The following is a 25,787-nucleotide window of genomic DNA, read 5'->3' as shown; positions in this document are numbered from 1 at the left end:
TCCGAACACCGAACTTCCGAACGAAACGGTTTCGTACCCCTCCAGCATAAGCCGGGCCGTATCGAAACTACGCCGTTTCGTTCGTGGTCTCGGTCACACAACCGAGTTGCTCCGAATGGCGTAGCTCGAAAACATGGGTGGGTGGAGCCTTACGCATGCGACGACGACCTGGCGTACCTGCGATTTCCGCATCTGCACGGCGACTTGCTGTGCTTCGCGGCCGAGGACGATCTGTGGGCCGCCCCGCTGACCGTCCCGGGTGAACCACCCGGGCGGGCGTGGCGGCTGACCGTGGACCGTACCCGCGTCGGGCCTCCCCGCTTCTCCCCCGACGGCTCCCAGATCGCGTTCACCACCTGGCGCAGCCTCGACCCGGAGATCTACCTCGTCCCCTCGGCCGGCGGCCCGGCCCGCCGGCTGACCTACTGGGGCAGTACGGACGCCACGGTCCGCGGCTGGACCCCGCCGGACCAGGACGGGGTCTCCCAGATCCTCGCGGTCTCCTCCCATGAGCAGCCGTTCTCCCACTTCTCCTGGGCCTACAGCCTGCCCACCGACGGCAGCCCCGGCGGGCGGCTGCCCTGGGGGCCGGTGAACGACATCGCGGTGGCCGACCTCGACGGCGAGCGCCGCACCCTGCTGCTCACCGGCAAGCCGCCGCACGAGCCCGCCACCTGGAAGCGCTACCGGGGCGGGGCGATGGGCCGGCTGTGGCTGCACGGCACCCGGCTCGTGGAGAAGCTGAACGGCCATCTGGACGCGGCGATGTTCGTCGGTGGCCGGATCGCCTTCCTCTCCGACCACGAGGGCATCGGCAACCTCTACTCCTGTCTGCCCGACGGCACCGATCTGCGCCGCCACACCGACCACGCCGACTTCTACGCCCGGCACGCCTCGACCGACGGCTCCCGCGTCGTCTACCAGTGCGCGGGCGAGCTGTGGCTGGTGGACGATCTGAGCCCGGACGGCGAGCCGCGCAAGCTGGACGTGCGGCTCGGCGGCGCGCGCACCGGGCGGCGGCCCTACCAGGTGCCCGCCGCCTCGCACATCGACTCGCTGTCGGTGGACACCACCGGCCGGGCCAGCGCGGTGTGCGTCCGCGGCAGCCTGTACTGGCTCACCCACCGCGACGGCCCCGCCCGCACCCTCGCCGACACCCCGGGCGTCCGGGTGCGGCTGCCCGTGATGCTGGGCTCGACCGGCCGGGTCGCCTACCTCACCGACGCGGAGGGCGAGGACGCCATCGAGATAGCGCAGCTGCCCCGGGCCACCGGCCCCTCCGAACCGCGCCGACTGGCCGCCGGCCGGCTGGGCCGGGTACACGAACTGGAGCCCTCGCCGGACGGCGATCTGCTCGCGGTCGCCGCGGGCGACGGGCGGCTGCTGCTGGTGGACACCTCCCCCGACGGGGACGGCGCGGTCACCGAGCTGATCCGGTCGGACAACGGCCCGGTGGGCGACCTGGCCTTCGCCCCCGACTCGGCCTGGCTCGCCTGGTCCCACCCCGGGATAGGGCGCACCCTGCGCTCGATCAAGATCGCGCGGCTGGCCGACCGGACCACGGTGGATGTGACCAATGGGCGGTTCGAGGACGAGGAGCCGGTCTTCACCAGCGACGGCCGCTATCTCGCCTTCCTCTCCTGGCGCGGCTTCGACCCGGTCTACGACGTGCACACCGGCGACCTCTCCTTCCCGCTGGGCTGCCGCCCCTATCTCGTACCGCTGTCCTCCGCCACCCCCTCGCCCTTCGCGCTGTCCCCCGAGGGGCGGCCGGCGGCGGGCGGTCTCGACCCGGACGTCAGCGGGGGCGAGGGCGACGGCGACGGCACCGTGACGGTCGAGGTGGAGGGGCTGGCCAGCCGGGTCACGGCCTTCCCGGTCGCCGCGTCCAAGTACTCCTCGCTGAGCCCGGTCAGCGGCGGCGGGCTGGTGTGGCTGCGCTGGCCGATCTCGGGCGCGCTCGGCGAGACGTTCGCCAGCCCGGACGAGACCTCGAGCCGTCCCACCCTGGAACACTTCGACCTGGCGAAGGCCAAGCGCACCGAACTCACCGGTGAGCTGGACTGGTTCGTGGTCAGCGGCGACGGCACCCGGCTGGTCGCCTACGACGACGGCGATCTGCGCGCGATGCCCGCCACCGAGTCCGGCGACAGCGACTCCACCGTCCACCTCGACATGCGGCGGATCCAGCACACCGCCGATCCGGCGGCCGAGTGGCGGCAGGCGTACGACGAGGCCGGGCGCATCACCCGCCACTACTACTGGGACCCGGGGATGTGCGGGGTCGACTGGGACGGGGTGCTCGACCAGTACCGTCCGCTGGTCGAACGGGTCGCCTCGCCCGACGAGTTCACCGATCTGCTCCGCGAGACCCTCGGCGAGCTGGGCACCTCGCACGCCTATGTCAGCGCCGCGCGGCGCAACGAGGGGCCGTCCCACTACCAGCGCCCCATCGGACTGCTCGGCGCCAACCTCACCCGCTTGCCCAAGGACGGGCGGTGGGCGGTGGCGCGCATCCTGCCCGGTGAGTCCTCCGACTCCCGGGCCCGCTCACCGCTGGCCGGTCTGGGGATCCGGGACGGGGCCGTGCTCACCCATGTCGACGGGCGCCCGGTGGACCCGGTGGCCGGTCCGTTTCCGCTGCTGACGGCCGCGGGCGGCACGACGGTGGAGCTGACCTTCGAGCCGCCGGACGGCGAGGGGCCGCCGCGCCGGGTCGCGGTCTCCCCGCTGATCGACGACCGGCCGCTGCGCTACCAGGACTGGGTCGCCCAGCGCCGGTCCGTGGTGCGGGAGTTGAGCGACGGGCGGTGCGGCTATCTCCACATCCCGGACATGGGCGGCTCCGGCTGGGCACAGTTCAACCGCGATCTGCGCCGCGAGATGTCGCTGCCCGCGCTGATCGTGGACGTCCGGGGCAACGCGGGGGGCAACATCAGCGAGCTGGTGGTGGAGAAGCTCACCCGCAAGGTCATGGGCTGGGACCTCACCCGCAACGCCCAGCCCGTGTCGTACTCCAGCAACGCGCCGCGCGGGCCGATCGTCGCCGTCGCCGACGAGGCGACGTCCTCCGACGGCGACATGATCACCGCGGCCTTCAAGATCCAGGGCATCGGGCCGGTGGTGGGGCTGCGCACCTGGGGCGGGGTGGTCGGGATGACCGGGCGTCACCGCCTCGGCGACGGCACGTCGATCACGGTGCCGATGAACGCCGCGTGGTTCGACGCCTACCGCTGGGGCGTGGAGAACCACGGTGTGGAGCCGGACATCGAGGCGCCGCGCTCCCCCGTGGACTGGGCGGAGGGCCGCCATCCGCAACTGGGGGTCGCCGTCCGTACCGCGCTCGACCTGCTGGAGCGGCATCCGGCCGCGACCCCGCCGGACTACTCGGACGTCCCCGACCTGCGCCGCCCCCAACTGCCGCCGCGCAACGGGGAGTGAGGGTGCGGGCGCAGGGGTGTATCCCCATGGTCGACCATGGGGATACACCCCTCCCGCCCTGTGTGCCGCTCTCCGCGCGTCACATCTCTTCGAAGGGCTCCTGGTCCATCATCTCGTCGCCCATGCCCGGCTGACGGCGCTCACGGTCCGTCCGCTGGGACTGCCCGCGAGCCCCCGGCCGGTCCTGCTGGCCGCGGCGCTGCTCCTGCCCCGGTTCCCGGCGGGGGCGCTCCTCCATGCGCTCACCGGACTGCATCCGCTCTCCGGACTGCATGCGCTCAGCCGACTGCATGCGCTCTCCGGACTGCGTCTGCTGACCGCGCCGCGGCTCCTGGCTCCGCCCGCCCTGCTGCTTCCGCCTGGGCTGCTGAGCCTTCTCGTTCGACTGGTCCTTGGGGCCCATGTGTCACTCCTCATCGGATGAATGGCGTCGGGCCCGACAAGAGTTACACGCACCGACTTTCTCCGCATTCCGGACCGAGGGAGGTGAAGAAAGCGCAGGTCAGGCCGGTTGACGGAGCGTTACTGGTGACGCTCCGTGCCCACGGTGCCCGCCGTGCGCGCCTTCTCGTCCGCCGCGCCGCCCTCGCCCACCAGACCGCCCCGCGCCTCCCGGGTGGCCGCCAGCCGAGGCTCGGCGCGCCGCATCTCGCGCCGCCCCACGGCGTGGATGAACGCGGGCAGATAGCCGCGCATCGACTGCATACCGCGCAGCCACCACTGCGCGTACACATGCGCCGACCGGCGCTCGATGCCCGCCACCAGCCGCTCCACCGCCGGGCCCAGCGGATAGGTGCGGCCCGCGGGCCAGGGCAGCCGCTGCCGCAGCTCGCGCATCACCTCGTCCCGGTCAGCGCCGCGCACCATATCGGTGTCCGTCCAGCTCAGATAGCCCACACCGACCCGGACCCCACGGTGGCCCACCTCGGCCCGCAGACTGTGGGCGAACGCCTCGACCCCGGACTTGGACGCGCAGTACGCCGTCATCATGGGCGCGGGCGCGATCGCGGCGAGCGAGGCGATCTGGAGCAGATAGCCGCGGCTGGCGGTCAGCGCGGGCAGGAAGGCGCGGGCCGTGGTGGCGCCGCCCAGCAGATTGACCTCGATCACCCGCCGCCAGGCCGTCTCATCGGTGTCGAGGAACGGACCGGCCTGGGCCACACCCGCGTTGGCACAGACGATGTCCACCGCGCCGAACCGCTCCACGACCTCCTCCGCCACCCGCGTCATCGCCTCGGCGTCGGTGACATCGGCGTGCCAGTAGGCGGAGTCGGTCGGCAGCCGCTCCGAGACCCGCTTCAGCTCCTCGGGCTCCAGGCCCACCAGCGCGACCTTCGCACCGCGTGCGGAGAGCTTGCGGGCGAGCAGCTCGCCGACCCCCCGCGCCGCACCCGTCACCACCGCGACCTGGCCCTCAAGGCCCCTGCGCGCACTCATGCCGTCTGCTCCTTCGCTGCCACTTGGGATTCCTGAGAGGTCGTGAGATCGGTTCCCCGGACTGTCCCGTACTCCTCGACCAGGCCGCGTATCACCCCGGTGACCGCCTCGGGATCCTCCAGCGGGGTCATATGGCCGAGCCCCGGGAGCTCGGTCAGTCCGGTGCAGTGCGGCAGCGCGGCGGCGAGGGCGTGGGCGTGCTCGGGCGGGGTGAGCCGGTCGGCGGTGCCGACGATGACGGCCGTGGGAACGGCCAGTTGACCGGCCCGCGCGTCCAGTTCGAGGTCGGCCAGGACCCTGCCCCATCCGGCGCGTACGACGCGGGGACAGGCGTGCAGGATCCGCGCGGCCACCTCCACCGTGGCCGGGTCGGTGCCGGGGCCCATCGCCACGTACCGCACCAGCCGCTTGGCGAGCGGGGTGACCGGGCCCAGCGGGGCGCGTGAACCGAGCAGCAGACGGTGCGCCCGCGCCCGTGCCCGCGGGGACCGCAGCGGCACCACCCTCGACCGCTCCATCAGCCGTGAGGCACCGGTGCTGCACAGCACCGCGGCGGCCGCGCGCTCGCGCAGCATGGGACGGTCGGCCGCGGCCATCAGCGTCATCGCCCCCATGGAGTGGCCCGCCAGCACGGCCCGCCGACCCGGCGGAAGGGTCGCTAGGGTCGCTTCCAGCACCGCCACCAGATCGTCGGCCAGGGCCTCGGCGCTGTAGCCGCCGGGTCCTGGGGCCGGGCTGCGGCCATGGCCGCGCTGGTCGTAGAGGATCACCCGGTGGTCGGCCGAGAGGGCACGCAGCACCGGCGCCCAGAAGGCCGTGGAGCAGACCCAGCCGTGCGCGAGCACGACGGCCGGGGCGTCCTCGGGGCCGTGCAGCTCCGTATGGATCCGGCTCCCGTCGGCCGAGACGACCGTCAGCTCGCGCTCCGGCACGGGCGGGACGTACGGCCCCGAGGCCGGCGAAGGAGTCCGCCTCACCGCGATCCCCTCCCCGCACCGGCCGTGGACACCGTGGCCTTGACCGGCCCGGTGCGCGGCCGCACCACCGTGTACTCGGCGAGGTCCACGCGCCGGGTGACCCTCCTCAGCTCGGACGTCGTCCCGGGCCACAGGGTGGTGTTGCGGCCGTTGTCGAGGTACCAGCTGTCGCAACCTCCGGTGTTCCACACCGTGCGTTTCATCCTCTCCTGAATCATGTCGGTGTAGGCGCGCACCGCCGACGGGCGGGCGTCCAGCGCGACCTTGCCGCCGAGGGTGTCCAACTGGCGCAGATAGTCGGCCATATAGGCCAGCTGCGCCTCGATGACGAGGATCATCGAGCTGTTCCCGAGGCCGGTGTTGGGCCCGATGATGGTCAGGAAGTTGGGGAAGCCCGCCGGGGTGGTGCCGCGCAGCGCCTCCATCCCGCCCGTCCACTCCTCGGCGAGCGTCGTCCCGCGCGCCCCGGTCACCCGCTGGGCTATGGGGACGTCGGTCACATGGAAGCCGGTGCCGAAGATGATCACGTCGGCCTCGGTCTCGGTGCCGTCGGCACCGACCAGAGTGCTGCCGCGCACCTCCTTCAACCCCGTGGGGACCACGTCCACATGCGGCTGGGCGAGCGCCGGATAGTAGTCGTTGGAGAGCAGGATGCGCTTGCAGCCGATGCGGTAGTCGGGGGTCAGCGCCGCCCGCAGCCCCGGATCCTTGACGGCCCGTCGCATATGGGCGCGGGCCAGCCGCTCCACGAACCGCATCTCGCCCGGCCGCTTGGTGAAGGCCCCGACCTGCAACTCCCGGATGCCCCACAGCACCCCGCGGCGCAGCGACCGGGTGGCCGGGATCTTCGCGTGCAGCCATCGCTCAAGGCCGCTGATCCGGCGGTCCATCCGCGGCAGCACCCAGGGCGGGGTGCGCTGGAAGAGGGTGAGCCGGCCGACCTCGCGCTGGATGGCGGGGACGATCTGGATCGCCGAGGCGCCGGTGCCGATCATCGCGACCCGCTTGCCGCGCAGATCGGTGGTGTGGTCCCAGCGCGCGGAGTGGAAGACGGCGCCGGGGAAGCCGTCGAGCCCCGGGATGTCCGGGATCCGGGGGTCGGCGAGCGGACCCGTGGCGCTGACCACCACATCGGCGGTCAGCGAGCCCCGCGCCGTCTCCACCTCCCAGTGCACCGCCTCGGTGTCCCAGCGCAGGGACCGCACCTCGGCGCCGAAGCGCAGATGCGGCCGCAGTCCGAAGGTGTCGGCGACCCGCTCCAGATAGGCGCGGATATGGGGCTGACCGGAGAAATTCCGGGGCCAGTCGGGGTTGGGCGCGAAGGAGAAGGAGTACAGATGCGACGGGACATCGCAGGCACAGCCCGGATAGGTGTTGTCCCGCCAGGCGCCGCCGACCGCGTCCGCGCGCTCCAGCACCACGAAGTCCGTGATGCCGGCGCGGCGCAGCCGCACCGCCGCCCCCAGCCCGCCGAACCCGGCCCCGATCACCGCCACCCGCACATGCTCATGCGTCAGCCCAGCCATGCCGCCGCCTTCCACGAACGCGAATACGACCGTGCCAGCAATCACTGGCACGATGGGAGCGTAGGACAGGGATCTATCGAGCGGTAGGGGCTGTGGATAACGAAGTTACCGGCGGTCGCACCCGACCGGCCGCGGCATGGGCTTCGGCATAGGCTTCCCTCGTGGCGACGACCGAAGCGGACGAGGTACGCGAGTACCGCATGGCGGAACTGGCCGAGAAGGCCGGGATCACCGTGCGCACCCTGCGCTTCTACCGGGAGCGCAAGCTGCTCCCGCCGCCGCGCCGCGAGGGCCGGATCGCCTGGTACAACGACCACCATCTGGCCCGGCTGCGGACGATCGCGGCGCTGCTGGAGCGCGGCCACACCCTCGGCGGGATCGCCGAGCTGCTCGCCGCCTTCGAAAGCGGCCGCCGGGACGTCGGCGAGCTGCTCGGGCTGCCCGACGCCGCCGCCTCCTGGCCCGCGGAGACCCCGGTCCGGCTCCGGCCCGAGGCGCTCGCGGACTACTTCCAGGGCGAGGTCACCCCCGAGAACCTCAGCACCTCACTCGACCTCGGCTACCTGGCCGTCGACGGCGACGAGATCGTCCACCTCAGCCGCCGCCTGCTGGACGTCTCACACACACTGGTCGAACAGGGCGTCCCGCTGGCCGCCGTGCTCGGCGCGGCGCGCGAGGTGCGTGAGCATGTGGACGCCATCGCCGAGACCTTCGTCACACTGCTGCGCGCCCATGTGCTGGCGGACGCCGTGGAGCGCGGCGAGGACGTCGGCGAGACCGTGGAGCGGCTTCGGCCGCTGGCCACGAGCGTGGTGGACGCCGAGCTGACGATGGCCATGAACCGCCGAATGCGGGCGGAGCTGGGCGAGACGCCACCCAAGGGCCACTCCGGCGATCAGTGAGCCGGGCCGTAGACCACCGTCACCGGGGCATGGTCGCTCCACCGCTGGTCGTAGGCGGCCGCCCGCTCCACCACCGCCTTGACCGCGCGCCCGGCGAGCCCCGGGGTGGCGATCTGGTAGTCGATGCGCCAGCCCGCGTCGTTGTCGAAGGCCCGGCCGCGGTAGGACCACCACGAGTACGGACCCGCGACGTCCGGGTGCAGGGCGCGCACCACGTCCACGTACGCCGCCTCCTCGAAGACGCTGGTCAGCCAGGCGCGCTCCTCAGGCAGAAAGCCGGACTTCTTCTGGTTGGCCTTCCAGTTCTTGAGGTCGGCCTCCTGGTGGGCGATGTTCCAGTCGCCGCACACCAGCGCCTCGCGCCCACCGGCCGCCGCCCGTTCGCGCAGCTCCTTCAGATACGGAAGGAACTCCGCCATGAAGCGCTCCTTCTCGTCCTGGCGGTCCGTACCGACCTCACCCGAGGGGAGGTACAGGCTGCCGACGGTCACGCCCGGCAGATCGACCTCCACATAGCGGCCGCTGCCGTCGAACTCGGACGATCCGAAGCCGACCCGGACGCCCTCCAGCTCGCGCCGGGCGTACACGGACACCCCGGCCCGCCCCTTGGCCGCCGCTGGGGCGTGCACCACATGCCAGCCGTCGGGTTCTCGGACCGCCTCGGGCAGCTCCTTGGGCTCGGCGCGCACCTCCTGGAGGCACACCACATCGGCCGCGGTACCGTCCAGCCAGGAGACGAAGCCCTTCTTGGCGGCGGCGCGCAGCCCGTTCACATTCACGGTCGTCACGGTGAGCACGCCCGGCACGATACGCGAGAAAATCAACCGCCCCTCCCCCTGCCTGGAAGTACGATCCATCGCATGGACGTTCGAGTCATTCGTTACGATCACCCTGACGCCCGCAAGCTCGACGCGGAAGTGCAGGTGGAGTACGCCGAGCGCTACGGCGATGGCGATCTGACGCATATGGACGCGGCCCACTTCGACCCGCCGCACGGCCTCTATCTCATCGTGTACGACACGGACGGCACCCCGGTCGCGAGCGGCGGCTGGCGCAGCCAGGAGCGGAGCGAGGAGGGCTACGAGGACGGGGACGCCGAGATCAAGCGGATGTTCGTGGTGCGCGCGGCGCGCGGGCGGGGGCTGGCCCGGCGGATCCTGGCGGCGCTGGAGGACAGCGCGCGGGAGGCGGGGCGGGTGCGGATGGTCCTGGAGACCGGCACCGAGCAGCCCGAGGCCATCGCGCTGTACACCTCGTCCGGCTACGTACCGGTGACCAAGTTCGGGTTCTACCGCTTCGAGGAGAGCAGCCGCTGCTACGCCAAGCTCCTTACGGACACCACGGACGCGCCGGACACCACGGACGCGCCGGACGCAGCGGGCACGACGGACCTTACGGATGGACTCACGGGCGCACCCGTAAGCCCATGACGAGGGCCCGCTCCGAACGCGGAGCGGGCCCATTGACGCCTGTCGTGTGTCTGCGAGCCGATCAGCCCTGACCGGCGAACTTCTTGCTGATGGCCTCGAACACGCCCTTGGCCTCGGCGCCCAGATGCGGCCCGGCGAGCCAGGTGTGTCCGTACGAACCGATCGAACTGTTGGACACCAGCACCGTCTTACCGCCGTGGTTGACGAACCAGCCACCGCCCGAGGTACCGCCCGTCATCGAGCAGCCGATCCGGTACATCGTCGGCGAGGTGGGCGAGAACGACAGCCGGCCCGGCCGACTGGTGCAGTTGAACATCTTCGCCCCGTCGTACGGCGGGGCCTGCGGATAGCCGTACGCGCCGATCGAGCTCACCCGGTCCGCCGACGGCGCCCCGAACCACACCGGCACCGAGGCCCCGACCGTCTCCTGGAGCGACTTGCCGCCGCCGTTCTCGGGCTTCAGATGCAGCACCGCGAAGTCGTACGCCGACCCGACCCCGCCGGTCTTACCGCCGTTCGCGATCCACTCGGACGAGGTCTGCGACCAGTCCGCCCACCACACGCCGTAGGGGCTGACCTCGTTCTGCGCCGCCGACTGGGTCTGCTCGGCCGGCAGCCCGTTGTCGTTGTACGAGGGCACGAACACGATGTTGCGCATCCAGCCCCCCTGCTTGCCCGAGTGCACACAGTGGCCCGCGGTCCACACCAGGTTGGACTTCCCCGGGTGGGCCGGGTCGTCGATGACCGTCCCGGAACACACCATCGGCCCCTCGGGGCTGTCGAAGAACACCTTCCCGACCGGCGCCATGTTCTGGTGGTACGGCCGCGAGACCTGCTTGGCCGGCACGGCGGGCGGCTCGGGGTCGGTGGCCGCCTGGTCCTGGCCGGCGCTCTGCGTGGAGACCGTGTGCGACGAGTCCTTCGCCTTGGCCATCCTGGACGGCTGCCAGAAGTTCTTGATGATCGGATTGGCGAATTCCGATGCCTTGCGGGCCCACTTGTCCCAGTCCTTCCAGCCGCCCTCCTTCCACTTCTTCAGGTCGTCCAGACTCGTCGGGACGCCCTCGGGCAGCTTGATCCCGTCCTTGGCCTGCTGCCCGGTGGACGCGGCCGAGGAGTTCGACGAGGAAGCCGCCTCGTCGTCACCGGGCCCGCAGGCCGAAGCGGAGACCACCAGCAGCGCGGTCATGGCCGCGGCCGCCACGGTGGAACGGCGTATGAGTGGCATGGAGCCTTATCCCCCTGTTGTGGTGCAGTTGTTGCGCTGTGATGTGCTTTGCCGCCCTCTGCTCTACGGCGCTTTCACGCCATGGAGCCACAGGACCGGGCACCTACTATGCCCGTGCCCCTGGCCTGCGCCATCACCTGTCCCCCGGCCCGCACCAAACACGAACGCGGTAAGCACGATTCCATGACATCGCGCCCTCCCCTCGCGCCCTCCCGAACACTCAGGGAGAGACCAGCAACAGCATCGCCATCGTCACCTGAGCGACCCCCTGTAGCTTGACCGCCCACGATCGCGCCGAGGGAAACGGCAGCCGCTCCCGGGGACAGCCGACGGCGAAGAAGCGCCGGGTACTCATTCCCCTTGGGTACCGGAGCTCATCCGCCGCTGCCCCGCCCTGGCGGCCGGATGTCCACCCGAGCGGATCAAGCGCGGTGGCGACACGCAGAGACCTCCTTAAGGCTTGACCGCATACGAACACGGGCCTCCTGTGCCAGGGGTCTGCTCCGCGGCGCTTTCGAAGGAGTCACGCCATGGCCGCTTCTGCGGGTTCCCGACGTTCGGAGAGCGATGTCGCCGGATTCACGGCCTCGCCACAGCTCGCCCAAGCGTTGCAGCAGATCGTGGTCGACCTCGTCGAACTGCATCTCCAGGGCAAGCAGGCCCACTGGAACGTGGTCGGCCACAACTTCCGGGACCTGCACCTTCAACTCGATCAGATCGTGGACGACGCCCGAGAGTCGGCCGACACCATCGCCGAACGCATGCGCGCCCTGGCCGCCATCCCGGACGGCCGCTCCGACACCGTGTCATCGACCACCACACTCCCCGCCTTCCCGGCGGGCGAGGCGAGCGTGAGCACCGTCGTCGACCTCATCACCGCCCGCCTGCGCGCCACCGTCGACACCCTCCGCACCCTCCACGACCAGGTCGACAGCGAGGACCCCTCCACGGCCGACCTGCTGCACACGATCATCGACTCCCTGGAGAAACACGCCTGGATGGTCAGCGCCGAAAACCGCTCCCCCTGATCCCCGCCGCACGGCATCGGACGCCAGAAAGCAACTGTATCGGCGCATGTCCTGGGAAAGATGGATAGATTCGATCCGCACGGCATGATGTACGAGCATGAGGAACCGTGGGTTGGGCAGCGTCATTGGCGGTCGTTATCTGCTGCGGGACGGGCCGTTCGCCGGAGCACGCGGTGAGGTCTGGTCGGCGTATGACACCCGGCTCGACCGTAAGGTGGCGCTGAAGCGGGTCCGGTCGCGGGTGTGGTACGGGCACGCCGAAAGAGCACGGGACGAGGTAGGCGTTCTCAGCCGACTCAGCCACCCCAACTTGGCTGCCGTGTACGACACCGTGCCGTGCCGTGGCGGGAACGAGTTCTGGTGGGTGTCGGAGTATCTGCCGGAGAGCATGGCCGGGAAGCCGCCGATACCCCTCGCGGAGGCGGCTGGTGTCGGTGCGCAGATCGCTGGTGCGCTGGTGGCTTTGCACGCGGAGGGGCATGTCTACGGTGATGTCACGCCGGACAGCATCGGCATCGCTGAGGACGGGACGGTCAAGCTCACGGGTCTCGATGTGGTGCGGCACATCGGTGGACCGGAGAACACGATCGACAGCAGCGTGGTGATCTGCTCCCCGCGCTTCGCCGCACCGGAGGTACTTCGGGGGTTCCATCCGGAACCGGCCTCCGATGTCTACTCTCTGGGAGCCACCATCTACGCGCTGGTGGTGGGCCAGTCACCGTACGACGCTGAGGCGGGCTTGGCGAGTGGTGCGGTTCAAGCGGTGGGGACCGCCCTGGGCAGCCGAGAAGATGACGTCCGCGCGACGGCTGAAGTCGGGCCGCTGCGTGATGTACTCGTGGCGTTACTCCAACCTGACTTCCGCGACCGGCCAGAAGCCGCCGAAGCGCAGAAGTGCCTACGGGAGGGCGCTGCCGCGCAGGGAGGAGCCGAGTCGGGCGTCACGTTTGAGGAACGAGTCAGAATCTCCCGGGAGACTTTGACCCAGGACCCCTTCTTTCAGGCCCACTTCCCGGTGCCCACCACCATCCCGGAAACGGCTTCCGAGGAACAGCGGTCCTGGGCGCGGGTTGTGCGGGACGCGGTGTGCCCTCCGCACCGGCTCCAGGTTGTGAGCGTCGCGCTGCTGTGCATGGCGCTCCTGTTGATGACGGTGATTTGTGGAGTTCATGTTCCGCCGTCGAGTGAGGACTCGGCCGGGGGCCATTCCCAGGCTTTCGGGTCGGATGACGCGGCGTCCTTGATCACGGCTCTGGGCACGTTGTTCAGTGGTGTGGGAGGGCTGCTTGCCGGCCGCGCGGCCTGGTACCTCGCACGTCGCGAACATCGTGCGCCCGAGCCACGGGCCGATCCCAATCCACCCACCGATCCGCCGGGCGGCGACGGCTATCTGTAGTGGCCCGCGTCACAGCAAGATCGGAAGTAGTGGGAAGTAGTTGCTGTACTTCGCTGCTGTACGGCACCAAAAAGCCCCCGCCGAATATCCCCGGCGGGGGCTTTGAGCTGCGGTGGACCTGAGGGGATTTGAACCCCTGACCCCCTCGATGCGAACGAGGTGCGCTACCAGTCTGCGCCACAGGCCCTTGCAACGAGTGAAACTCTAGCATCCCCTCCGGGGTGCTTGGTAATCCGTTCCTCGCTGGTCAGTGAAGGGGCCGTCACTCGTTGGCAGCACGCGGCCGGTCCTCGTCGGCGTACTGGTCGAAGAGGGGGGTGCGGCCGCGGTCGCGGGTGCCGCGGGGTGGGGCGGCGGCCGGGTCCGGGGCCGGGGCGGGGTCATGGGCGGAGGCGGGGTCGACGGTGCTGGAGCGGGCCGAGCTCCAGGCGTCGGGGGCGGCCAGGTCGACGCTGCCGGTGGCGCGCGGGGCGACCGGGGCGGTGACGTAGGTGGGCAGCGGGACGGGCACGGGCTCCCAGCCCTCACCGGCGGCCGGGCCCCGCTCACGCTCGCGCTCCTGGTCCACCCACTCGGCGTGATCGGTCTGCTCTACCAGCGCGCGGCGCCCGGCCGCATGCGGCGAGGGCGCCTTCGCGGGGGCGGGCTCTGCCTCGGCGGGAGGATCGGCGGGGCAGTCCTCGACGGAGGGCCCCTCGGCGGGCGGATGGGCCCGCGGACGGCGCTCACGCAGCCGCTGCGCGGCCTGCTCGGCGTGGCGCTGGTCCATGGTGAAGGCGAAGCGCCGGCGCTCCTGGGCGCGGAGGTAGGCGATATAGGCGCTGAGCAGTATGGCCGGGATGCCCGGGGCCCACAGGAAGGCGAGGCCGCCGACGGCCGCGACGATCGCGCCCAGGGTGAAGGCGACGAAGAGGATCACGGTGGTGCGGCGGCGGCGCGCGAGCACTCGGGCGCGCCGTCCGCGATCCAGCGCGCTCCAGCCTCCGCCGCCCGCCCCGCGTGCACCGCTCGCGCCCCCGGCGCCCGGGCCGCGGGCACCGCTCGTACCTCCGGCCCCCGCGCCCCGGGCCCCGCTCGCGCCCCCGGCCGCCGGTGCCGACGCGCCCTCGGCGGGGGCGTCGGCGCCCATGGGGGCGGGGGCACGCAGGGTTACGGGCTCGGCGAAGGCCCGGACGTCGACCGCGTCGGTCACCGCTTCCGGGTCGGCCGCGTAGCGCCCCGGCTCGGCGGGGGCGCCACCCGTGGCGGGGGCGTCCGCGTCCTCGACGGTGCGCTCGGTTTGGTCGTCCATCGGGTCCCCGGGGCGCTCGAGGTCCACACGGCTCTTGGCGTAACGACGCTCCATGCCCGCCCGTCCGGACAGCAGCCGGATGGCGGTGCTGAAGCGTTCCGTCGGACGGGCCTCATTGAGCTCGTCCTGCCTACGAAGCCACATCGGCACCAAATAGGCGGCCCAGGCCCCGACGATGACTGCGTAGATGAGGCCACTGCTGCTCACGCTCACACGGTAGAGGGGTCCGCATGAGGCCATCTGCCAATTGGCGCGGTGTGTCGCACGATCTGGCTGATATCTCGAAAGTTTTTTGTGATTGTTGGGATGACCAGGCTGGAAATGTTCTCCCGCTATTCGAACAGGTATTTTATTTCTGCGATGCTCCTGGTCGGGTCCGGTGCCACCGGTTCAGCAGTCCCTCGGACAGTTCCTCCACCGTGAGCGCGTAGACCAGGTGGTCGCGCCATGCGCCGTCGATGTGCAGATAGCGCGGCCGCAGCCCTTCCTGGCGGAATCCGAGTTTCTCCACCACCCGGCGGCTGGGCAGGTTCTCGGGCCGGATACACACCTCGATGCGGTGCAGTCCGACGGTGCGGAAGCAGTGGTCGACGGCGAGTGCGACCGATGTCGGCATCACTCCGCGCCCGGCCACCGCCTGGTCGACCCAATAGCCGACATGGCCCGAGCACATCGACCCCCAGGTGATCCCGGCGACCGTCAACTGCCCGGCCAGCCGCCCCTGGTACTCGATGATGAACGGCAGCATCCGCCCCGCGTGCGCCTCCGCCCGCAGATGGCGGACCATCTGCCGGTAGGTGGGCCGGTGGGTGACGGGGCCGCCCGGCGGGGGCGGCGGGATGGTCGCCTCCCAGCGCCGCAGCCACTCCCGGTTGCGCTGGTTGACCTCACGCCAGGCGCGCTGGTCGCGCAGCTTTATGGGGCGGAGGACGGTGTCGCCGTCCGCCAGCACGACCGGCCAGGGGGCGTTCAGCGCGAGCTCCCGGCCCGCCCCGCGGGATCGGCGGGATCGTCGGCGGGGGCTGCGGAATCGGCGGGTCTGCGGTGGTCCCCGCCGTGGATCTGGTCGACCGCGTGGACCAGGAGGCGGCCGAGCACCTTAAGGCCGTCACGCACCCCTCCGGTGGAGCCGGGCAGGTTGACGACCAGGGTCGTGCCGGCGACCCCGGCCAGCCCCCGGGAGAGCGCGGCGGTGGGCACCTTGGCGAGCCCCTCCGCGCGGATGGCCTCCGCGATCCCGGGGATCTCGTAGTCCAGGACCCGGCGGGTGGCCTCCGGGGTGCGGTCGGTGGGGGTGAGGCCGGTGCCGCCGGTGGTCACCACGACGTCGTACGAGGCCGCCACGGCGTCCCGCAGGGCGGCCTCCACCGGATCACCGTCGGGCACCACGCGCGGGCCGTCCACGGCGAAGCCGAGCCCGGCCAGCCCCTCGGCGATCAGCGGGCCCCCGGTGTCGGCGTAGACCCCCGCGGCGGCGCGGTTGGAGGCGGTGACGACCAGGGCGCGGCGTGACGCCGCTGAGCCGCTCATGCCCGGCTCCAGTCGCCGGACTTGCCGCCGGTCTTCTCCTCCACCCGGACGTCGGTGATGACGGCTCCCTTGTCGACGGCCTTGACCATGTCGATCACCGTCAGGGCGGCGACCGAGACCGCTGTCAGGGCCTCCATCTCCACGCCCGTGCGGTCCGTGGTCTTCACGGTTGCGGTGATCTCGACGGCGTCGTCGGCGACCTCGAGATCCACCGTGACGCCCGACACCGCGAGCGGATGACACAGCGGGATCAGGTCCGGGGTCCGCTTGGCGCCCATGATGCCCGCGATCCGGGCGGTGGCGAGGGCGTCGCCCTTGGGGAGGCCCTCGCCGCGCAGCAGTTCCACGACGCGCGGCGCCACGCGCACGCGGCCGCTCGCCCGGGCGGTGCGCGCGGTGACGTCCTTGGCCGAGACGTCGACCATGCGGGCGGCGCCCGACGGGTCGAGGTGGGTGAGATGGTCCTGGGCGCTGCTCATCGTTCTCCCGGTCCGGGCCAGGTGGCTCCTGTGTGGGACGACACCGTACCCGCCGCGGTCGGCGGCTAGGCCAGCAGGACGACGTCCACCTCGGCGCCGGGGGCGACCTGGGCGACGTCCTCGGGGACCACGATCAGCGCGTTGGCGTGCGCCATGGCCTTGATCAGGTGCGATCCCGCGCCGCCCACCGGGCTGACGGTGGCCGGCCCGTCGAGGGTGGCCGGCTCGTACCAGCCACGCAGGAACTGGCGCCTGTCCTTGGGCGAGGAGGCGACGCCCTCGGGGCAGACCGCCTGGACGGTGGTGCGGTGGACGTCGGCGCTGCCCAGCATGGTGCGGATGACGGGGCGCACGAAGAGCTCGAAGGAGACGTACGAGCTCACCGGGTTGCCGGGCAGGGCCATCAGCGGGGTGTTCTCCGGGCCGACGCGGCCGAAGCCCTGGGGCTTGCCGGGCTGCATGGCCAGCTTGCGGAAGTGCACCTCGTGCATCGCCTCCTTGACCACGTCGTAGGCGCCGACGCTGACACCGCCGCTGGTGACCACGATGTCGGCGCGGACCAGCTGGTCCTCGACGGCGGCACGCAGCGTGGCGGCGTCGTCGGCCACCGCGCCCACCCGGTAGGCGATCGCACCGGCCTCCCGGGCGGCGGCCGTGAGCTGGAAGCTGTTGGAGTCGTGGATCCGGCCGGGGCCCACCTCCTCACCGGGCTGGACCAGCTCGCTGCCGGTGGAGAGCACCACCACCCGCGGCCGGGGCCGCACCATCACGGTGGCGCGGCCGAGCGCGGCCAGCAGTCCGAGCTGCGAGGCGCCCAGGACCGTGCCCGCGCGCAGCGCGAGCTCGCCCGCGTCCGCGTCGCTGCCCCGGGTGCGCACGTGCTGGCCCTCCCGCGCCGGGCGGAAGACGCGCACCCTGCCGCTGCCGCCGTGGGGGTCCGAGCCCCGCGCGGGCATATGGGTGACCGGCCCGCTGTCGAGTCCGCCGTCGGTCCACTCGACGGGGACGATGGCCTGGCCGCCGGGCGGGACCGGGGCACCGGTCATGATCCGGGCCGCCTCGCCCGGGCCCACGGCGGGCAGGTCACCGCTGCCCGCCGCGATGTCGCCGATGACGGTCAGCACCGCGGGATGGTCCTCGGTCGCGGCCGCGACGTCAGCCGTACGGACGGCATAGCCGTCCATGGAGCTGTTGTCGAACGGCGGAAGCGCGCCGGGGACGGTGACGTCCTCCACCAGGACGCAGCCCTGGGCCTCGAGCAACTGCAACTCGATCGGCTCCAGCGGATGGACATGCCCGAGGATGTCGTCCAGGTGCTCGGCCACCGTCCAGACCCGGTCCTGGTCCGGGCCGCGGTCGGCGGCCCGTTCTGCGGTGCTGCTCAAGGTGCTACATCTCCTCGGTGACGTAACTGCGAAGCCATTCCCGGAACTCCGGGCCCAGGTCTTCACGTTCGCACGCGAGTCTGACAATGGCACGCAGATAGTCGCCACGGTCGCCTGTGTCGTAGCGGCGTCCCTTGAAGACGACGCCGTGCACCGGGCCGCCGAGGTCCGGACTGGAGGCTAGCGCTTGCAGGGCGTCGGTGAGCTGGATCTCGCCACCGCGGCCCGGCTCGGTCTCGCGCAGCACCCCGAAGACGGCCGGGTCGAGCACATAGCGGCCGATGACGGCGTAGTTGCTGGGCGCGTCCGCGGGGTCGGGCTTCTCGATCAGACCGGTGACCTGGACGACGTCGTCGTCCACGGTCGGCTTGACGGCCGCGCAGCCATAGAGGTGGATCTGTGCAGGGTCCACCTCCATCAGTGCGATGACGCTGCCGCCGTGCCGCTCCTGGATGTCGACCATGCGGGCCAGTAGCGGGTCGCGGGCATCAATGAGGTCGTCGCCAAGGAGGACGGCAAAGGGCTGGTCACCGACGTGCGGGGCGGCGCAGAGCACGGCGTGGCCGAGACCCCTGGGGTCTCCTTGGCGCACGTAGTGCATGGTCGCCAGGTCGCTGGACTCCTGGACGCGGGCGAGTCGGGTCTCGTCGCCCTTACGGGTCAGGGCCTCTTCGAGCTCGTAGTTGCGGTCGAAGTGGTCTTCCAGGGGCCGCTTGTTGCGACCGGTGATCATGAGGACATCGGACAGCCCGGCGGTGACTGCTTCCTCGACGACGTACTGGATCGCCGGCTTGTCGACGACCGGCAGCATCTCCTTGGGGGTGGCCTTGGTGGCCGGAAGAAAGCGGGTTCCGAGTCCCGCGGCAGGGATGACAGCCTTGCTGATCCGAGTACGCGATTGAGTCATGTACCGAACCCTATCCGGTGCCTTTGGGACAGATGATGAGTATTCGGTGAATATGGCATGAGACAGGGAGATTGCGCACCCAGTGATCAACACCGACGCTAGTAAGCGCGCATTGCGGAGACATCACCTGACGATGAGGTCCAGGTTGACGGCGGATGACATCGAGACGGCCGACGCCGCTCTGGCGTGTCGCGCCCTGGAGCTTCCCGAGCTCGCCGGGGCGGCCACGGTGGCGGCCTATGTGTCCGTGGGAGGCGAGCCCGGCACGCACGCTCTGAGGGAGGCCCTGCGCGCCCGCGGGGTCCGGGTGCTGCTTCCGGTGCTGCTCGAGGACGACGATCTCGACTGGGGCGAGGACGAGGGGCCCGGCCGGCTGGCGCCCGCACGGCGCGGCCTGCTGGAGCCCGAGGGGCCGCGGCTCGGCCCCGAGGCGGTGACCGGAGCGGACGTGGTGCTGCTGCCCGGCCTCGCGGTGGACCGGCGCGGGATGCGGCTGGGCCGCGGCGGCGGCTCGTACGACCGGGTGCTGGCCCGGCTGGCGGCGGCGGGGGCCGATCCGGCGCTGGTGGTGCTGCTGTACGACGGCGAGCTGCTGGACGAGGTGCCCGAGGAGGCCCACGACCGTCCGGTGCACGCGGCGGTGACGCCGTCGCGCCTCCACCGCTTCACGCCGCGGCCCCGCTGAAGGCGCCAGGAGGCGCCTGTCGGCGGGGCCGCGAGGATCGAAGGGGCCCGGGACCGACCGGGGGCGGAAACGCCCCTCAGACGGCCACCGGACCCTTCGGTGCCCCGTGCGGGGCCTTGGGTGCTCCATGGGGCACTACGGGGTGAGCGCCAGCTCGTCCTCCGTCGCCTTGTCCACGGCGCTCTTGTTGAACGCCCAGGGCAGCAGCTCGCCCTTCGCCCACTTCTCGGTCTGGTCCGTGTAGTGGGCGTTATAGGCGTGGCCGGAGGCGCCGGTGAGGTTGATCCAGCGCGACTTGTCGAGGTTGTCGAGGTTGACGACCATCCGCATCGAGGGGACCCAGGTGACGTCGTAGCCGCCCGCGGCGTTCCAGCCGGTGGCGTTGACCGCCGCCTCGCCGCCGGAGAGGTTCCACGGGCCCCGGTTGAGGAGCCACTGCACCACGCCGGGACCGTCGGTGCCCAGGGTCTGGTTCTTCAGCGTCAGCCGGTGCAGCCGACCCCAGCTCCAGCTGTTGATGTCCTTGCCCAGCTTGGCGGTGAGCTCCGAGCGCGCGGCCCGCATGGCCTGCCCCAGCAACTCGTCACGGTTGGTGGCGCCGGGCTTGTTGCGGCTGCCCGCCGTCTTCCACCAGTCGTTCTTCGGATCCTTGATGATCTTGCGCACGACCTCGTACCAGCGGTCGCCGCCGTCGGGCTGGGCCATGTCGGGGTCGCGCTTACCGCATTCGCGCACCAGCCGGGTGTTGCCGTTCAGATCCTCCAGCGGGCCCGAGTCGTCGGCCGGGCGCACCCGCAGGCACTCGCCCTTGACCCGCAGCTCCTTGGGGAGCTTGTCGCCGAAGGCCAGCTTGAGGGTGTTGCGCCAGACGGCGTTGAAGTAGGCGGCGGCCGCCGAGTCCGAGTCCTGGGTGTAGTCCCAGCTCTCCAGCAGCTTCTGGGCCTCGCGTACGTAGTCGTCCTTGACGTCGATCTTCAGCAGATAGGGCGTCAGCAGCTTGGCGATCTCACTGCTGTTGTCCATCTGAAGGGACTGCATGTCGTCCGTGGAGATCTTCCCGCCGTCCTTGATCTTCGACTCGATGAGGTCGGTGATGCGCTGGCTCCGCGCGCCGTAGCCCCAGTCGTCGGTCAGCAGATACGGGTAGTTCTTCTTGTCTATGACGGCCTGGTTGGCGGTGACGATATAGCCGCGATCCGGATTGAGCTCCCAGGGCAGCGCCGACTGCGGGACGTACTTGCTCCACTTGTAGCGCGAGTCCCAGCCGGGTGCCGGGTAGCGGCCGTCGCCCTCGGAGCGCACCGGGATCTGGCCGGGCGCCTGATAGCCGATGTTGCCCTTGGTGTCGGCGTAGATGAGGTTCTGGGAGGGGACCGCGAAGTCGCGGGCCGCCTTACGGAAGTCGCTGAAGTTCTTGGCGGTGTTGAGCTCGAAGACCGAGTCCATGGTGTTGGACGGGGTCAGCGCGGTCCACTTCAGCGCCACCGCGTAGCCGTCGCCACGGTCGGGGGCCACGTCATCGGCGCCGGTGCCCACCGGGGCGCTCTTACCGACGCCGGCGAGCTCGTCGTCGCGGTCGGAGACGATCGGGCCGTTGTTGGTGGTGCGGACGGTGATCTTACGGCTCGCACCGCCCGCGACCTTGATGGTCTCCTCGCGGGTGGTGAACGGAACCTGCTTGCCGTCGTAGAGATACCCGTCGGAGGTGACCTTCTCCAGGTACAGGTCGCTGACGTCGGCGCCGAGGTTGGTCATGCCCCAGCTGATGTCCTGGTTGTGACCTATGACGACACCGGGGAGGCCTGCGAAGGTGAAGCCCGCGGTGTCGTACGGACACGCGCTGCTGACCCGCTTGCAGTGCAGCCCCATCTGGTACCAGACGGACGGCAGCTGGGGCGCCAGGTGCGGGTCATTGGCGAGCAGCGGCTTGCCGGTGGTCGTGTACTTGCCGGAGACCACCCACGAGTTGGAGCCGATACCGGTCCCGTTCGGGCCCAGCAGCGCCGGGACGTCGTCCAGGGTCTTGGAGAGCGAGGACAGCTGCGTCTGTAGCCCCTGAGCGGCTCCGGTGGCCCCTCCGTCCACCGAGCCGGTGCCGCCCGTGCCGCCCGTGGAGCCGGCCGGGGTGCCCTTGGGGTCGAACTCGTCCGTGACCTCGTTGACGGCGCCGCCCTGGACGATCGGCTTGTTCCGGCTGTACGGGTAGGACGGGTAGAGCTCGTCTATCTGCTTGGCGCTGAGCCGGTTGGAGGCCAGGGCCCGGTCCACCTCATCCTGCATGTTGCCGCGCAGGTCCCATGCCATCGCCTTCAGCCACGCCAACGAGTCGACCGGGGTCCACTTCTCGGGCTTGTAGCCGTCGTTCTTGAAGTCCAGGGCCGCGTACTCGACGGACAGCGCGTCGCCCTGGTGGTCCTTGAGGTAGGCGTTGACGCCGTCGGAGTAGGCCCGCAGATACTTCTTGGTGGCGGCCGACACCTTGGTTTCGTACTCCTGCTTGGCGACCCGGTGCCAGCCCATGGTGCGCAGGAACGCGTCGGTCTCCACCTGGCCGGAACCGAACATCTCCGAGAGCCGGCCCGCGGTCATATGACGGCGGACGTCCATCTCCCAGAAGCGGTCCTGGGCCTGGACGAACCCCTGGGCGCGGAAGAGGTCCTCGGGGGTGCCGGCGTAGATCTGAGGTATCCCGTAGCCGTCACGTTTGACCTGCACGGGGCCGGACAACCCCTTCAGCTGTAGCGATCCCGTGGTCTCCGGGAATGAGGCTCGAACGGTACTGATGCTCCAGTACGCGCCGTAGCCGACGCCCCCGACGAGCAGCAGCACGACTGCGATCACGATCAGGCGGAGACGTCGGCTCTTCTTCTTTTTGGGAGAAGAGCCGGTTGTGTTGGCGGGCATCGCTGTCCTTCGAGGGGCAGGGTGAACCTGGAGTGCTGGAGCAACCATAGGCGCAGCGCTGTCGCCGCCCCTACGCGGAGTCATGACTGACGCCCTGCACCGGCCACCGCCCCGGGCTCGTACACCTCGGTGAAGCCTTCTCGTGGGAGGCTCGCGTCAAGATCCCGTAAAATGTTAGGTAAGGCAATGAAGTTCCGGTCGGTGGGGACCCCTTCGCAGCGTTCCCTCCGCTCCCGCGAGAAAGGGTCGGCCCCTGACTGTTCACCACCTCAATGAGCTGCTGTTGATCTGCTCCCTCGTCCTGCTCTTCGCGGTGGCGGCCGTAAGGGTGTCATCGCGCAGCGGACTGCCCACGCTGCTGATCTATCTCGGGATCGGCGTCGCCATCGGCACGGACGGGATCGGCGTCACCTTCAACGACGCCGAGCTGACGCAGATCCTCGGCTACGCCGCGCTGGTCGTCATCCTGGCCGAAGGCGGTCTGGGCACGAAGTGGGGCGAGATCAAACCCGCCCTGCCGGCGGCCGCCGTCCTGTCCACCGTGGGCGTCGCGGTGAGCGTGGGGATCACCGCGGCGGCGGGGCACTACGTGGTGGGATTGGACTGGCGGCAGGCGCTGATCATCGGCGCGGTGGTGTCGTCCACGGACGCGGCGGCGGTCTTCTCGGTGCTGCGCACGGTGCCGCTGCCCAAGCGGCTCACGGGCGTCCTGGAGGCCGAGTCCGGCTTCAACGACGCCCCTGTGGTGATCCTGGTGGTCGCCTTCTCCAGCCAGGGCCCCATGGAGTCCTGGTACTCCCTGGTCGGCACGATCGCCCTGGAGCTGGCGATCGGCGCGGTGATCGGCATCGCGGTCGGCTGGCTGGGCGCCTACGGCCTGCGGCATGTGGCGCTGCCCGCCTCGGGTCTGTACCCGATCGCGGTGATCGCCATCGCGGTGACCGCCTACGCGGAGGGTTCGCTGGCGCACGGGTCCGGCTTCCTCGCCGTCTACCTCGCCTCGCTCATCATGGGCAACGCACGGCTGCCGCACTGGCCGGCGACGCGCGGCTTCGCCGAGGGGCTGGGCTGGCTCGCCCAGATCGGGATGTTCGTCCTGCTGGGGCTGCTGGTCACCCCGCATGAACTGGGCGATGACATCCTGCCCGCCCTCGCGGTGGGGCTGGTGCTGACCGTGGTGGCCCGTCCGGTGTCGGTCCTGGTCAGCACGGCGCCGTTCCGGCTGCCCTGGCGGGAGAAGGCACTGCTGTCCTGGGCCGGGCTGCGCGGGGCGGTGCCGATCGTGCTGGCGACCATCCCGATGGTCAGCGATGTGCCCGACAGCCGCCGGATCTTCAACATCGTCTTCGTGCTGGTGATCGTCTACACCCTGGTCCAGGGCCCGACACTGCCCTGGCTCGCCCCCCGGCTGCGGCTCGAGGAACCCGAACCGGCCGACCTGGGCATCGAGTCGGCGCCGCTGGAGCGGCTGCGCGGCCATCTGCTGTCGGTGTCGATCCCCCAGTCGTCCAAGATGCACGGCGTCGAGGTCGGCGAGCTGCGGCTGCCCCCGGGCGCCGCGGTCACCCTGGTGGTCCGGGACGAGACCAGCTTCGTACCGCTGCCCTCCACGGTGCTGCGGCGCGGCGATGAACTGCTGGTGGTGGCCACGGACCCGGTGCGCGACGCGGCGGAGCGGCGGCTGCGGGCGGTGGGCCGGGGCGGCAAACTGGCGGGCTGGCTGGGCACGGGAGCGGGCTGAGGGGCCTGCCGGAGACCGCCTCGGGCGGTGTGTTCGATCACCGTATGTCTCGTCCCAGTGGACTGACGGGCGGGAATACTGCACTATGGAGCGTCGTTAGCACTCATTGAGTGAGAGTGCCAGGAGGATGAACGTGCCGACCTACCAGTACCAGTGCACCGAGTGCGGCGAGGGCCTCGAGGCGGTGCAGAAGTTCAGCGACGACGCGCTCACCGAGTGTCCCAGCTGCAAGGGACGCCTGAAGAAGGTGTTCTCGGCGGTCGGCATCGTGTTCAAGGGCTCCGGCTTCTACCGGAACGACAGCCGCTCCTCTTCCAGCAGCTCGAGTGGCGGCTCCAGCAAGCCGGCGGCGAAGAGCGACAGCTCCGACTCGTCGTCCTCTTCGTCGTCTTCCTCGTCCTCGGACTCGTCTTCCTCGTCCTCCTCCTCGACGTCTTCGTCGTCGACGTCACCCTCGTCGTCTTCGACACCCTCGTCGTCCTCGACGTCGAGCTCGGCCGCCTGATCCGGCCGCCTGGTTCTTCGGCTTCATCGACACCCCGCCGCTCCCCCGGGAGGCGGCGGGGTGTCGTTCGCGTGGGCGCGGGTGGCTAGGGTGATCACATGGTCGAGACCAGCAGGCAAGCAGACATAGGGGTCATCGGGGGGTCGGGGTTCTACACGTTCCTCGACGACGTGACCGAGATCACCGTGGAGACTCCCTATGGGGCGCCGAGCGACTCGCTCGTCCTCGGTGACATCGAGGGGCGACGGGTCGCCTTCCTTCCGCGGCACGGCCGCAAACACCATCTGCCGCCGCACCGCATCAACTACCGCGCCAACCTCTGGGCCCTGCGCTCGCTCGGGGTGCGGCAGGTCTTCGGCCCGTGCGCGGTCGGCGGGCTACAGCCGGAGTACGGACCCGGCACGCTGCTCGTCCCGGACCAGCTGGTGGACCGCACGAAGGGGCGTGCCCAGACCTACTTCGACGGCGAACAGCTGCCGGACGGCCGGATCCCGAATGTGGTGCACACCACATTCGCCGACCCGTACTGCCCGGTGGGCCGGAAGGCGGCCGTGGACGCGGCGCGCGGACGCGGCTGGGAGCCGGTGGACGGCGGGACGATGTGCGTGGTCGAGGGACCGCGCTTCTCCACCCGCGCCGAATCGCGCTGGCATGCGGCGCAGGGCTGGTCGGTGGTCGGCATGACGGGCCACCCGGAGGCGGTGCTCGCCCGTGAACTGGGCCTCTGCTACACGTCGTTGACGCTGGTCACCGACCTGGACGCGGGGGTCGAGACCGGCGAGGGCGTCACCCACACCGAGGTGCTGAAGGTCTTCGGCGAGAATGTGGGCCGACTGCGCGAGGTGCTCTTCGACGCGGTGGGCAGGCTTCCGGAGACCTCCGCCCGGGACTGCCTGTGCACACACGCGCACGACGGCTGGGACCTGGGGATCGAGCTTCCGTAGGCGCGGCGCGGGGGCGGGTGTCGCTCGCGCGGGTGGCCGAGTTTTCCACAG

23 protein-coding genes and 1 tRNA gene are annotated in these 25,787 nt (G+C 70.8%); 9 read left to right on the top strand and 15 right to left on the bottom strand.

Annotated elements, in window-relative coordinates; all coding sequences use genetic code 11:
- The first annotated feature begins 141 nt into the window (after positions 1 to 141).
- Positions 142 to 3,441 carry a S41 family peptidase gene (locus ACJX2R_RS31910; protein WP_413102946.1) on the top strand — a complete coding sequence of 1,100 codons (3,300 nt, stop codon included), beginning with the start codon at positions 142 to 144 and terminating at the stop codon, positions 3,439 to 3,441.
- Positions 3,442 to 3,520: 79 nt separating this feature from the next.
- Here ACJX2R_RS31910 and ACJX2R_RS31905 read toward each other — a convergent pair whose 3' ends face one another.
- The 4 genes from ACJX2R_RS31905 to ACJX2R_RS31890 form a co-directional block, all read right to left on the bottom strand.
- On the bottom strand, positions 3,521 to 3,844 hold the full coding sequence (locus ACJX2R_RS31905; RefSeq protein WP_413102945.1) for a hypothetical protein: 324 nt from the start codon (positions 3,842 to 3,844) through the stop codon (positions 3,521 to 3,523).
- A 119-nt stretch (positions 3,845 to 3,963) separates the two neighbouring features.
- Complete coding sequence (locus tag ACJX2R_RS31900; protein WP_413102944.1) at positions 3,964 to 4,878, bottom strand: SDR family oxidoreductase; 915 nt, start codon at positions 4,876 to 4,878, stop codon at positions 3,964 to 3,966.
- Complete coding sequence (locus ACJX2R_RS31895; protein WP_413102943.1) at positions 4,875 to 5,855, bottom strand: alpha/beta fold hydrolase; 981 nt, start codon at positions 5,853 to 5,855, stop codon at positions 4,875 to 4,877. Before ACJX2R_RS31895 ends, ACJX2R_RS31900 begins: the two co-directional genes overlap by 4 nt.
- Positions 5,852 to 7,381 (bottom strand): flavin-containing monooxygenase, encoded by a 1,530-nt coding sequence (locus ACJX2R_RS31890; RefSeq protein WP_413105991.1) that lies wholly within the window; start codon positions 7,379 to 7,381, stop codon positions 5,852 to 5,854. The genes ACJX2R_RS31895 and ACJX2R_RS31890 overlap by 4 nt, the downstream gene beginning before the upstream one ends.
- Positions 7,382 to 7,581: 200 nt before the next feature.
- Between ACJX2R_RS31890 and ACJX2R_RS31885 the strand changes: the two genes are divergently transcribed.
- Positions 7,582 to 8,283, top strand: coding sequence for a MerR family transcriptional regulator (locus ACJX2R_RS31885; RefSeq protein ID WP_413105990.1), 702 nt, complete (start codon positions 7,582 to 7,584; stop codon positions 8,281 to 8,283).
- Here ACJX2R_RS31885 and ACJX2R_RS31880 read toward each other — a convergent pair.
- Positions 8,277 to 9,080, bottom strand: coding sequence for an exodeoxyribonuclease III (locus tag ACJX2R_RS31880; protein ID WP_413102942.1), 804 nt, complete (start codon positions 9,078 to 9,080; stop codon positions 8,277 to 8,279). The two genes, ACJX2R_RS31885 and ACJX2R_RS31880, sit on opposite strands and share 7 nt — an antisense overlap.
- 63 nt (positions 9,081 to 9,143) lie before the next feature.
- On the opposite strand from ACJX2R_RS31880, the gene ACJX2R_RS31875 reads away from it, so the two are divergent.
- A complete protein-coding gene (locus ACJX2R_RS31875) occupies positions 9,144 to 9,713 on the top strand; it encodes a GNAT family N-acetyltransferase (protein WP_413102941.1) in 570 nt (189 codons plus the stop codon).
- A 61-nt stretch (positions 9,714 to 9,774) separates the two neighbouring features.
- On the opposite strand, the gene ACJX2R_RS31870 is transcribed toward ACJX2R_RS31875, so the two are convergent.
- Together ACJX2R_RS31870 and ACJX2R_RS31865 are read right to left on the bottom strand one after the other, a co-directional pair.
- A complete protein-coding gene (locus ACJX2R_RS31870) occupies positions 9,775 to 10,941 on the bottom strand; it encodes a trypsin-like serine peptidase (protein ID WP_413102940.1) in 1,167 nt (388 codons plus the stop codon).
- A 220-nt stretch (positions 10,942 to 11,161) separates the two neighbouring features.
- Complete coding sequence (locus tag ACJX2R_RS31865; RefSeq protein WP_413102939.1) at positions 11,162 to 11,296, bottom strand: hypothetical protein; 135 nt, start codon at positions 11,294 to 11,296, stop codon at positions 11,162 to 11,164.
- 175 nt (positions 11,297 to 11,471) lie between these two features.
- On the opposite strand from ACJX2R_RS31865, the gene ACJX2R_RS31860 reads away from it, so the two are divergent.
- Together ACJX2R_RS31860 and ACJX2R_RS31855 are read left to right on the top strand one after the other, a co-directional pair.
- Complete coding sequence (locus tag ACJX2R_RS31860) at positions 11,472 to 11,969, top strand: Dps family protein (protein WP_413102938.1); 498 nt, start codon at positions 11,472 to 11,474, stop codon at positions 11,967 to 11,969.
- 97 nt (positions 11,970 to 12,066) lie between these two features.
- Entirely contained in the window at positions 12,067 to 13,365 is a 1,299-nt protein-coding gene (locus ACJX2R_RS31855; RefSeq protein WP_413102937.1) for a serine/threonine-protein kinase, read from the top strand.
- A gap of 113 nt (positions 13,366 to 13,478) precedes the next feature.
- Here the strand turns inward: ACJX2R_RS31855 and ACJX2R_RS31850 are convergent.
- From ACJX2R_RS31850 to galU, 7 genes are all read right to left on the bottom strand, one after another.
- A tRNA-Ala gene (locus tag ACJX2R_RS31850) sits at positions 13,479 to 13,552 on the bottom strand.
- 75 nt (positions 13,553 to 13,627) lie between these two features.
- Positions 13,628 to 14,896 carry a gephyrin-like molybdotransferase receptor GlpR gene (gene glpR, locus ACJX2R_RS31845; protein WP_413102936.1) on the bottom strand — a complete coding sequence of 423 codons (1,269 nt, stop codon included), beginning with the start codon at positions 14,894 to 14,896 and terminating at the stop codon, positions 13,628 to 13,630.
- Between the two features lie 109 nt (positions 14,897 to 15,005).
- Positions 15,006 to 15,629 carry a GNAT family N-acetyltransferase gene (locus ACJX2R_RS31840; RefSeq protein ID WP_037948207.1) on the bottom strand — a complete coding sequence of 208 codons (624 nt, stop codon included), beginning with the start codon at positions 15,627 to 15,629 and terminating at the stop codon, positions 15,006 to 15,008.
- Positions 15,626 to 16,186, bottom strand: coding sequence for a MogA/MoaB family molybdenum cofactor biosynthesis protein (locus ACJX2R_RS31835; RefSeq protein ID WP_413102935.1), 561 nt, complete (start codon positions 16,184 to 16,186; stop codon positions 15,626 to 15,628). Before ACJX2R_RS31835 ends, ACJX2R_RS31840 begins: the two co-directional genes overlap by 4 nt.
- The gene (gene moaC, locus ACJX2R_RS31830; protein ID WP_138914182.1) at positions 16,183 to 16,665 is read right to left on the bottom strand and encodes a cyclic pyranopterin monophosphate synthase MoaC; all 483 of its coding nucleotides are present in this window, start codon (positions 16,663 to 16,665) and stop codon (positions 16,183 to 16,185) included. The genes ACJX2R_RS31835 and moaC overlap by 4 nt, the downstream gene beginning before the upstream one ends.
- A gap of 65 nt (positions 16,666 to 16,730) precedes the next feature.
- Positions 16,731 to 18,050, bottom strand: coding sequence for a gephyrin-like molybdotransferase Glp (glp, locus tag ACJX2R_RS31825; protein WP_262700542.1), 1,320 nt, complete (start codon positions 18,048 to 18,050; stop codon positions 16,731 to 16,733).
- A gap of 4 nt (positions 18,051 to 18,054) precedes the next feature.
- Positions 18,055 to 18,957 carry a UTP--glucose-1-phosphate uridylyltransferase GalU gene (galU, locus tag ACJX2R_RS31820; RefSeq protein WP_413102934.1) on the bottom strand — a complete coding sequence of 301 codons (903 nt, stop codon included), beginning with the start codon at positions 18,955 to 18,957 and terminating at the stop codon, positions 18,055 to 18,057.
- An 85-nt stretch (positions 18,958 to 19,042) separates the two neighbouring features.
- Between galU and ACJX2R_RS31815 the strand changes: the two genes are divergently transcribed.
- Positions 19,043 to 19,642, top strand: coding sequence for a 5-formyltetrahydrofolate cyclo-ligase (locus ACJX2R_RS31815; RefSeq protein WP_413105989.1), 600 nt, complete (start codon positions 19,043 to 19,045; stop codon positions 19,640 to 19,642).
- Positions 19,643 to 19,777: 135 nt separating this feature from the next.
- Here the strand turns inward: ACJX2R_RS31815 and ACJX2R_RS31810 are convergent, their stop codons facing one another.
- A complete protein-coding gene (locus tag ACJX2R_RS31810; RefSeq protein WP_413102933.1) occupies positions 19,778 to 22,546 on the bottom strand; it encodes a penicillin acylase family protein in 2,769 nt (922 codons plus the stop codon).
- 253 nt (positions 22,547 to 22,799) lie between these two features.
- Here ACJX2R_RS31810 and ACJX2R_RS31805 point away from each other — a divergent pair, with 253 nt between their 5' ends.
- The 3 genes from ACJX2R_RS31805 to ACJX2R_RS31795 all read left to right on the top strand — a co-directional run bounded on the left by ACJX2R_RS31805 (position 22,800) and on the right by ACJX2R_RS31795 (position 25,736).
- The gene (locus ACJX2R_RS31805) at positions 22,800 to 24,287 is read left to right on the top strand and encodes a potassium/proton antiporter (protein WP_262700614.1); all 1,488 of its coding nucleotides are present in this window, start codon (positions 22,800 to 22,802) and stop codon (positions 24,285 to 24,287) included.
- A gap of 133 nt (positions 24,288 to 24,420) precedes the next feature.
- Positions 24,421 to 24,792, top strand: a complete 372-nt coding sequence (locus ACJX2R_RS31800; protein ID WP_413102932.1) for an FmdB family zinc ribbon protein — start codon at positions 24,421 to 24,423, stop codon at positions 24,790 to 24,792.
- A gap of 98 nt (positions 24,793 to 24,890) precedes the next feature.
- Positions 24,891 to 25,736: an S-methyl-5'-thioadenosine phosphorylase gene (locus ACJX2R_RS31795; protein WP_262700537.1), complete on the top strand. Its 846-nt coding sequence runs from the start codon at positions 24,891 to 24,893 to the stop codon at positions 25,734 to 25,736.
- Positions 25,737 to 25,787: the final 51 nt, after the last annotated feature.

The organism is Streptomyces sp. Inha503, from assembly GCF_047215865.1.
GTDB classification, from domain to species: Bacteria; Actinomycetota; Actinomycetes; order Streptomycetales; family Streptomycetaceae; genus Streptomyces; species Streptomyces lycopersici.
Note: the sequence above shows the minus strand (reverse complement) of the source record. Positions and strands in the feature narration are given on the sequence as shown.

Bases quoted from the DNA above. Each gene is read 5' to 3' on its own strand.
- ACJX2R_RS31900 (WP_413102944.1), bottom strand. From the start codon at position 4,878: ATGAGTGCGCGCAGGGGCCTTGAGGGCCAGGTCGCGGTGGTGACGGGT.
- ACJX2R_RS31905 (WP_413102945.1), bottom strand. From the start codon at position 3,844: ATGGGCCCCAAGGACCAGTCGAACGAGAAGGCTCAGCAGCCCAGGCGG.
- ACJX2R_RS31810 (WP_413102933.1), bottom strand. From the start codon at position 22,546: ATGCCCGCCAACACAACCGGCTCTTCTCCCAAAAAGAAGAAGAGCCGA.
- ACJX2R_RS31870 (WP_413102940.1), bottom strand. From the start codon at position 10,941: ATGCCACTCATACGCCGTTCCACCGTGGCGGCCGCGGCCATGACCGCG.
- ACJX2R_RS31865 (WP_413102939.1), bottom strand. From the start codon at position 11,296: ATGAGTACCCGGCGCTTCTTCGCCGTCGGCTGTCCCCGGGAGCGGCTG.
- ACJX2R_RS31875 (WP_413102941.1), top strand. From the start codon at position 9,144: ATGGACGTTCGAGTCATTCGTTACGATCACCCTGACGCCCGCAAGCTC.
- ACJX2R_RS31890 (WP_413105991.1), bottom strand. From the start codon at position 7,381: ATGGCTGGGCTGACGCATGAGCATGTGCGGGTGGCGGTGATCGGGGCC.
- galU (WP_413102934.1), bottom strand. From the start codon at position 18,957: ATGACTCAATCGCGTACTCGGATCAGCAAGGCTGTCATCCCTGCCGCG.
- ACJX2R_RS31860 (WP_413102938.1), top strand. From the start codon at position 11,472: ATGGCCGCTTCTGCGGGTTCCCGACGTTCGGAGAGCGATGTCGCCGGA.
- ACJX2R_RS31835 (WP_413102935.1), bottom strand. From the start codon at position 16,186: ATGAGCGGCTCAGCGGCGTCACGCCGCGCCCTGGTCGTCACCGCCTCC.
- glpR (WP_413102936.1), bottom strand. From the start codon at position 14,896: ATGGCCTCATGCGGACCCCTCTACCGTGTGAGCGTGAGCAGCAGTGGC.
- ACJX2R_RS31795 (WP_262700537.1), top strand. From the start codon at position 24,891: ATGGTCGAGACCAGCAGGCAAGCAGACATAGGGGTCATCGGGGGGTCG.
- moaC (WP_138914182.1), bottom strand. From the start codon at position 16,665: ATGAGCAGCGCCCAGGACCATCTCACCCACCTCGACCCGTCGGGCGCC.
- ACJX2R_RS31885 (WP_413105990.1), top strand. From the start codon at position 7,582: ATGGCGGAACTGGCCGAGAAGGCCGGGATCACCGTGCGCACCCTGCGC.
- ACJX2R_RS31855 (WP_413102937.1), top strand. From the start codon at position 12,067: ATGAGGAACCGTGGGTTGGGCAGCGTCATTGGCGGTCGTTATCTGCTG.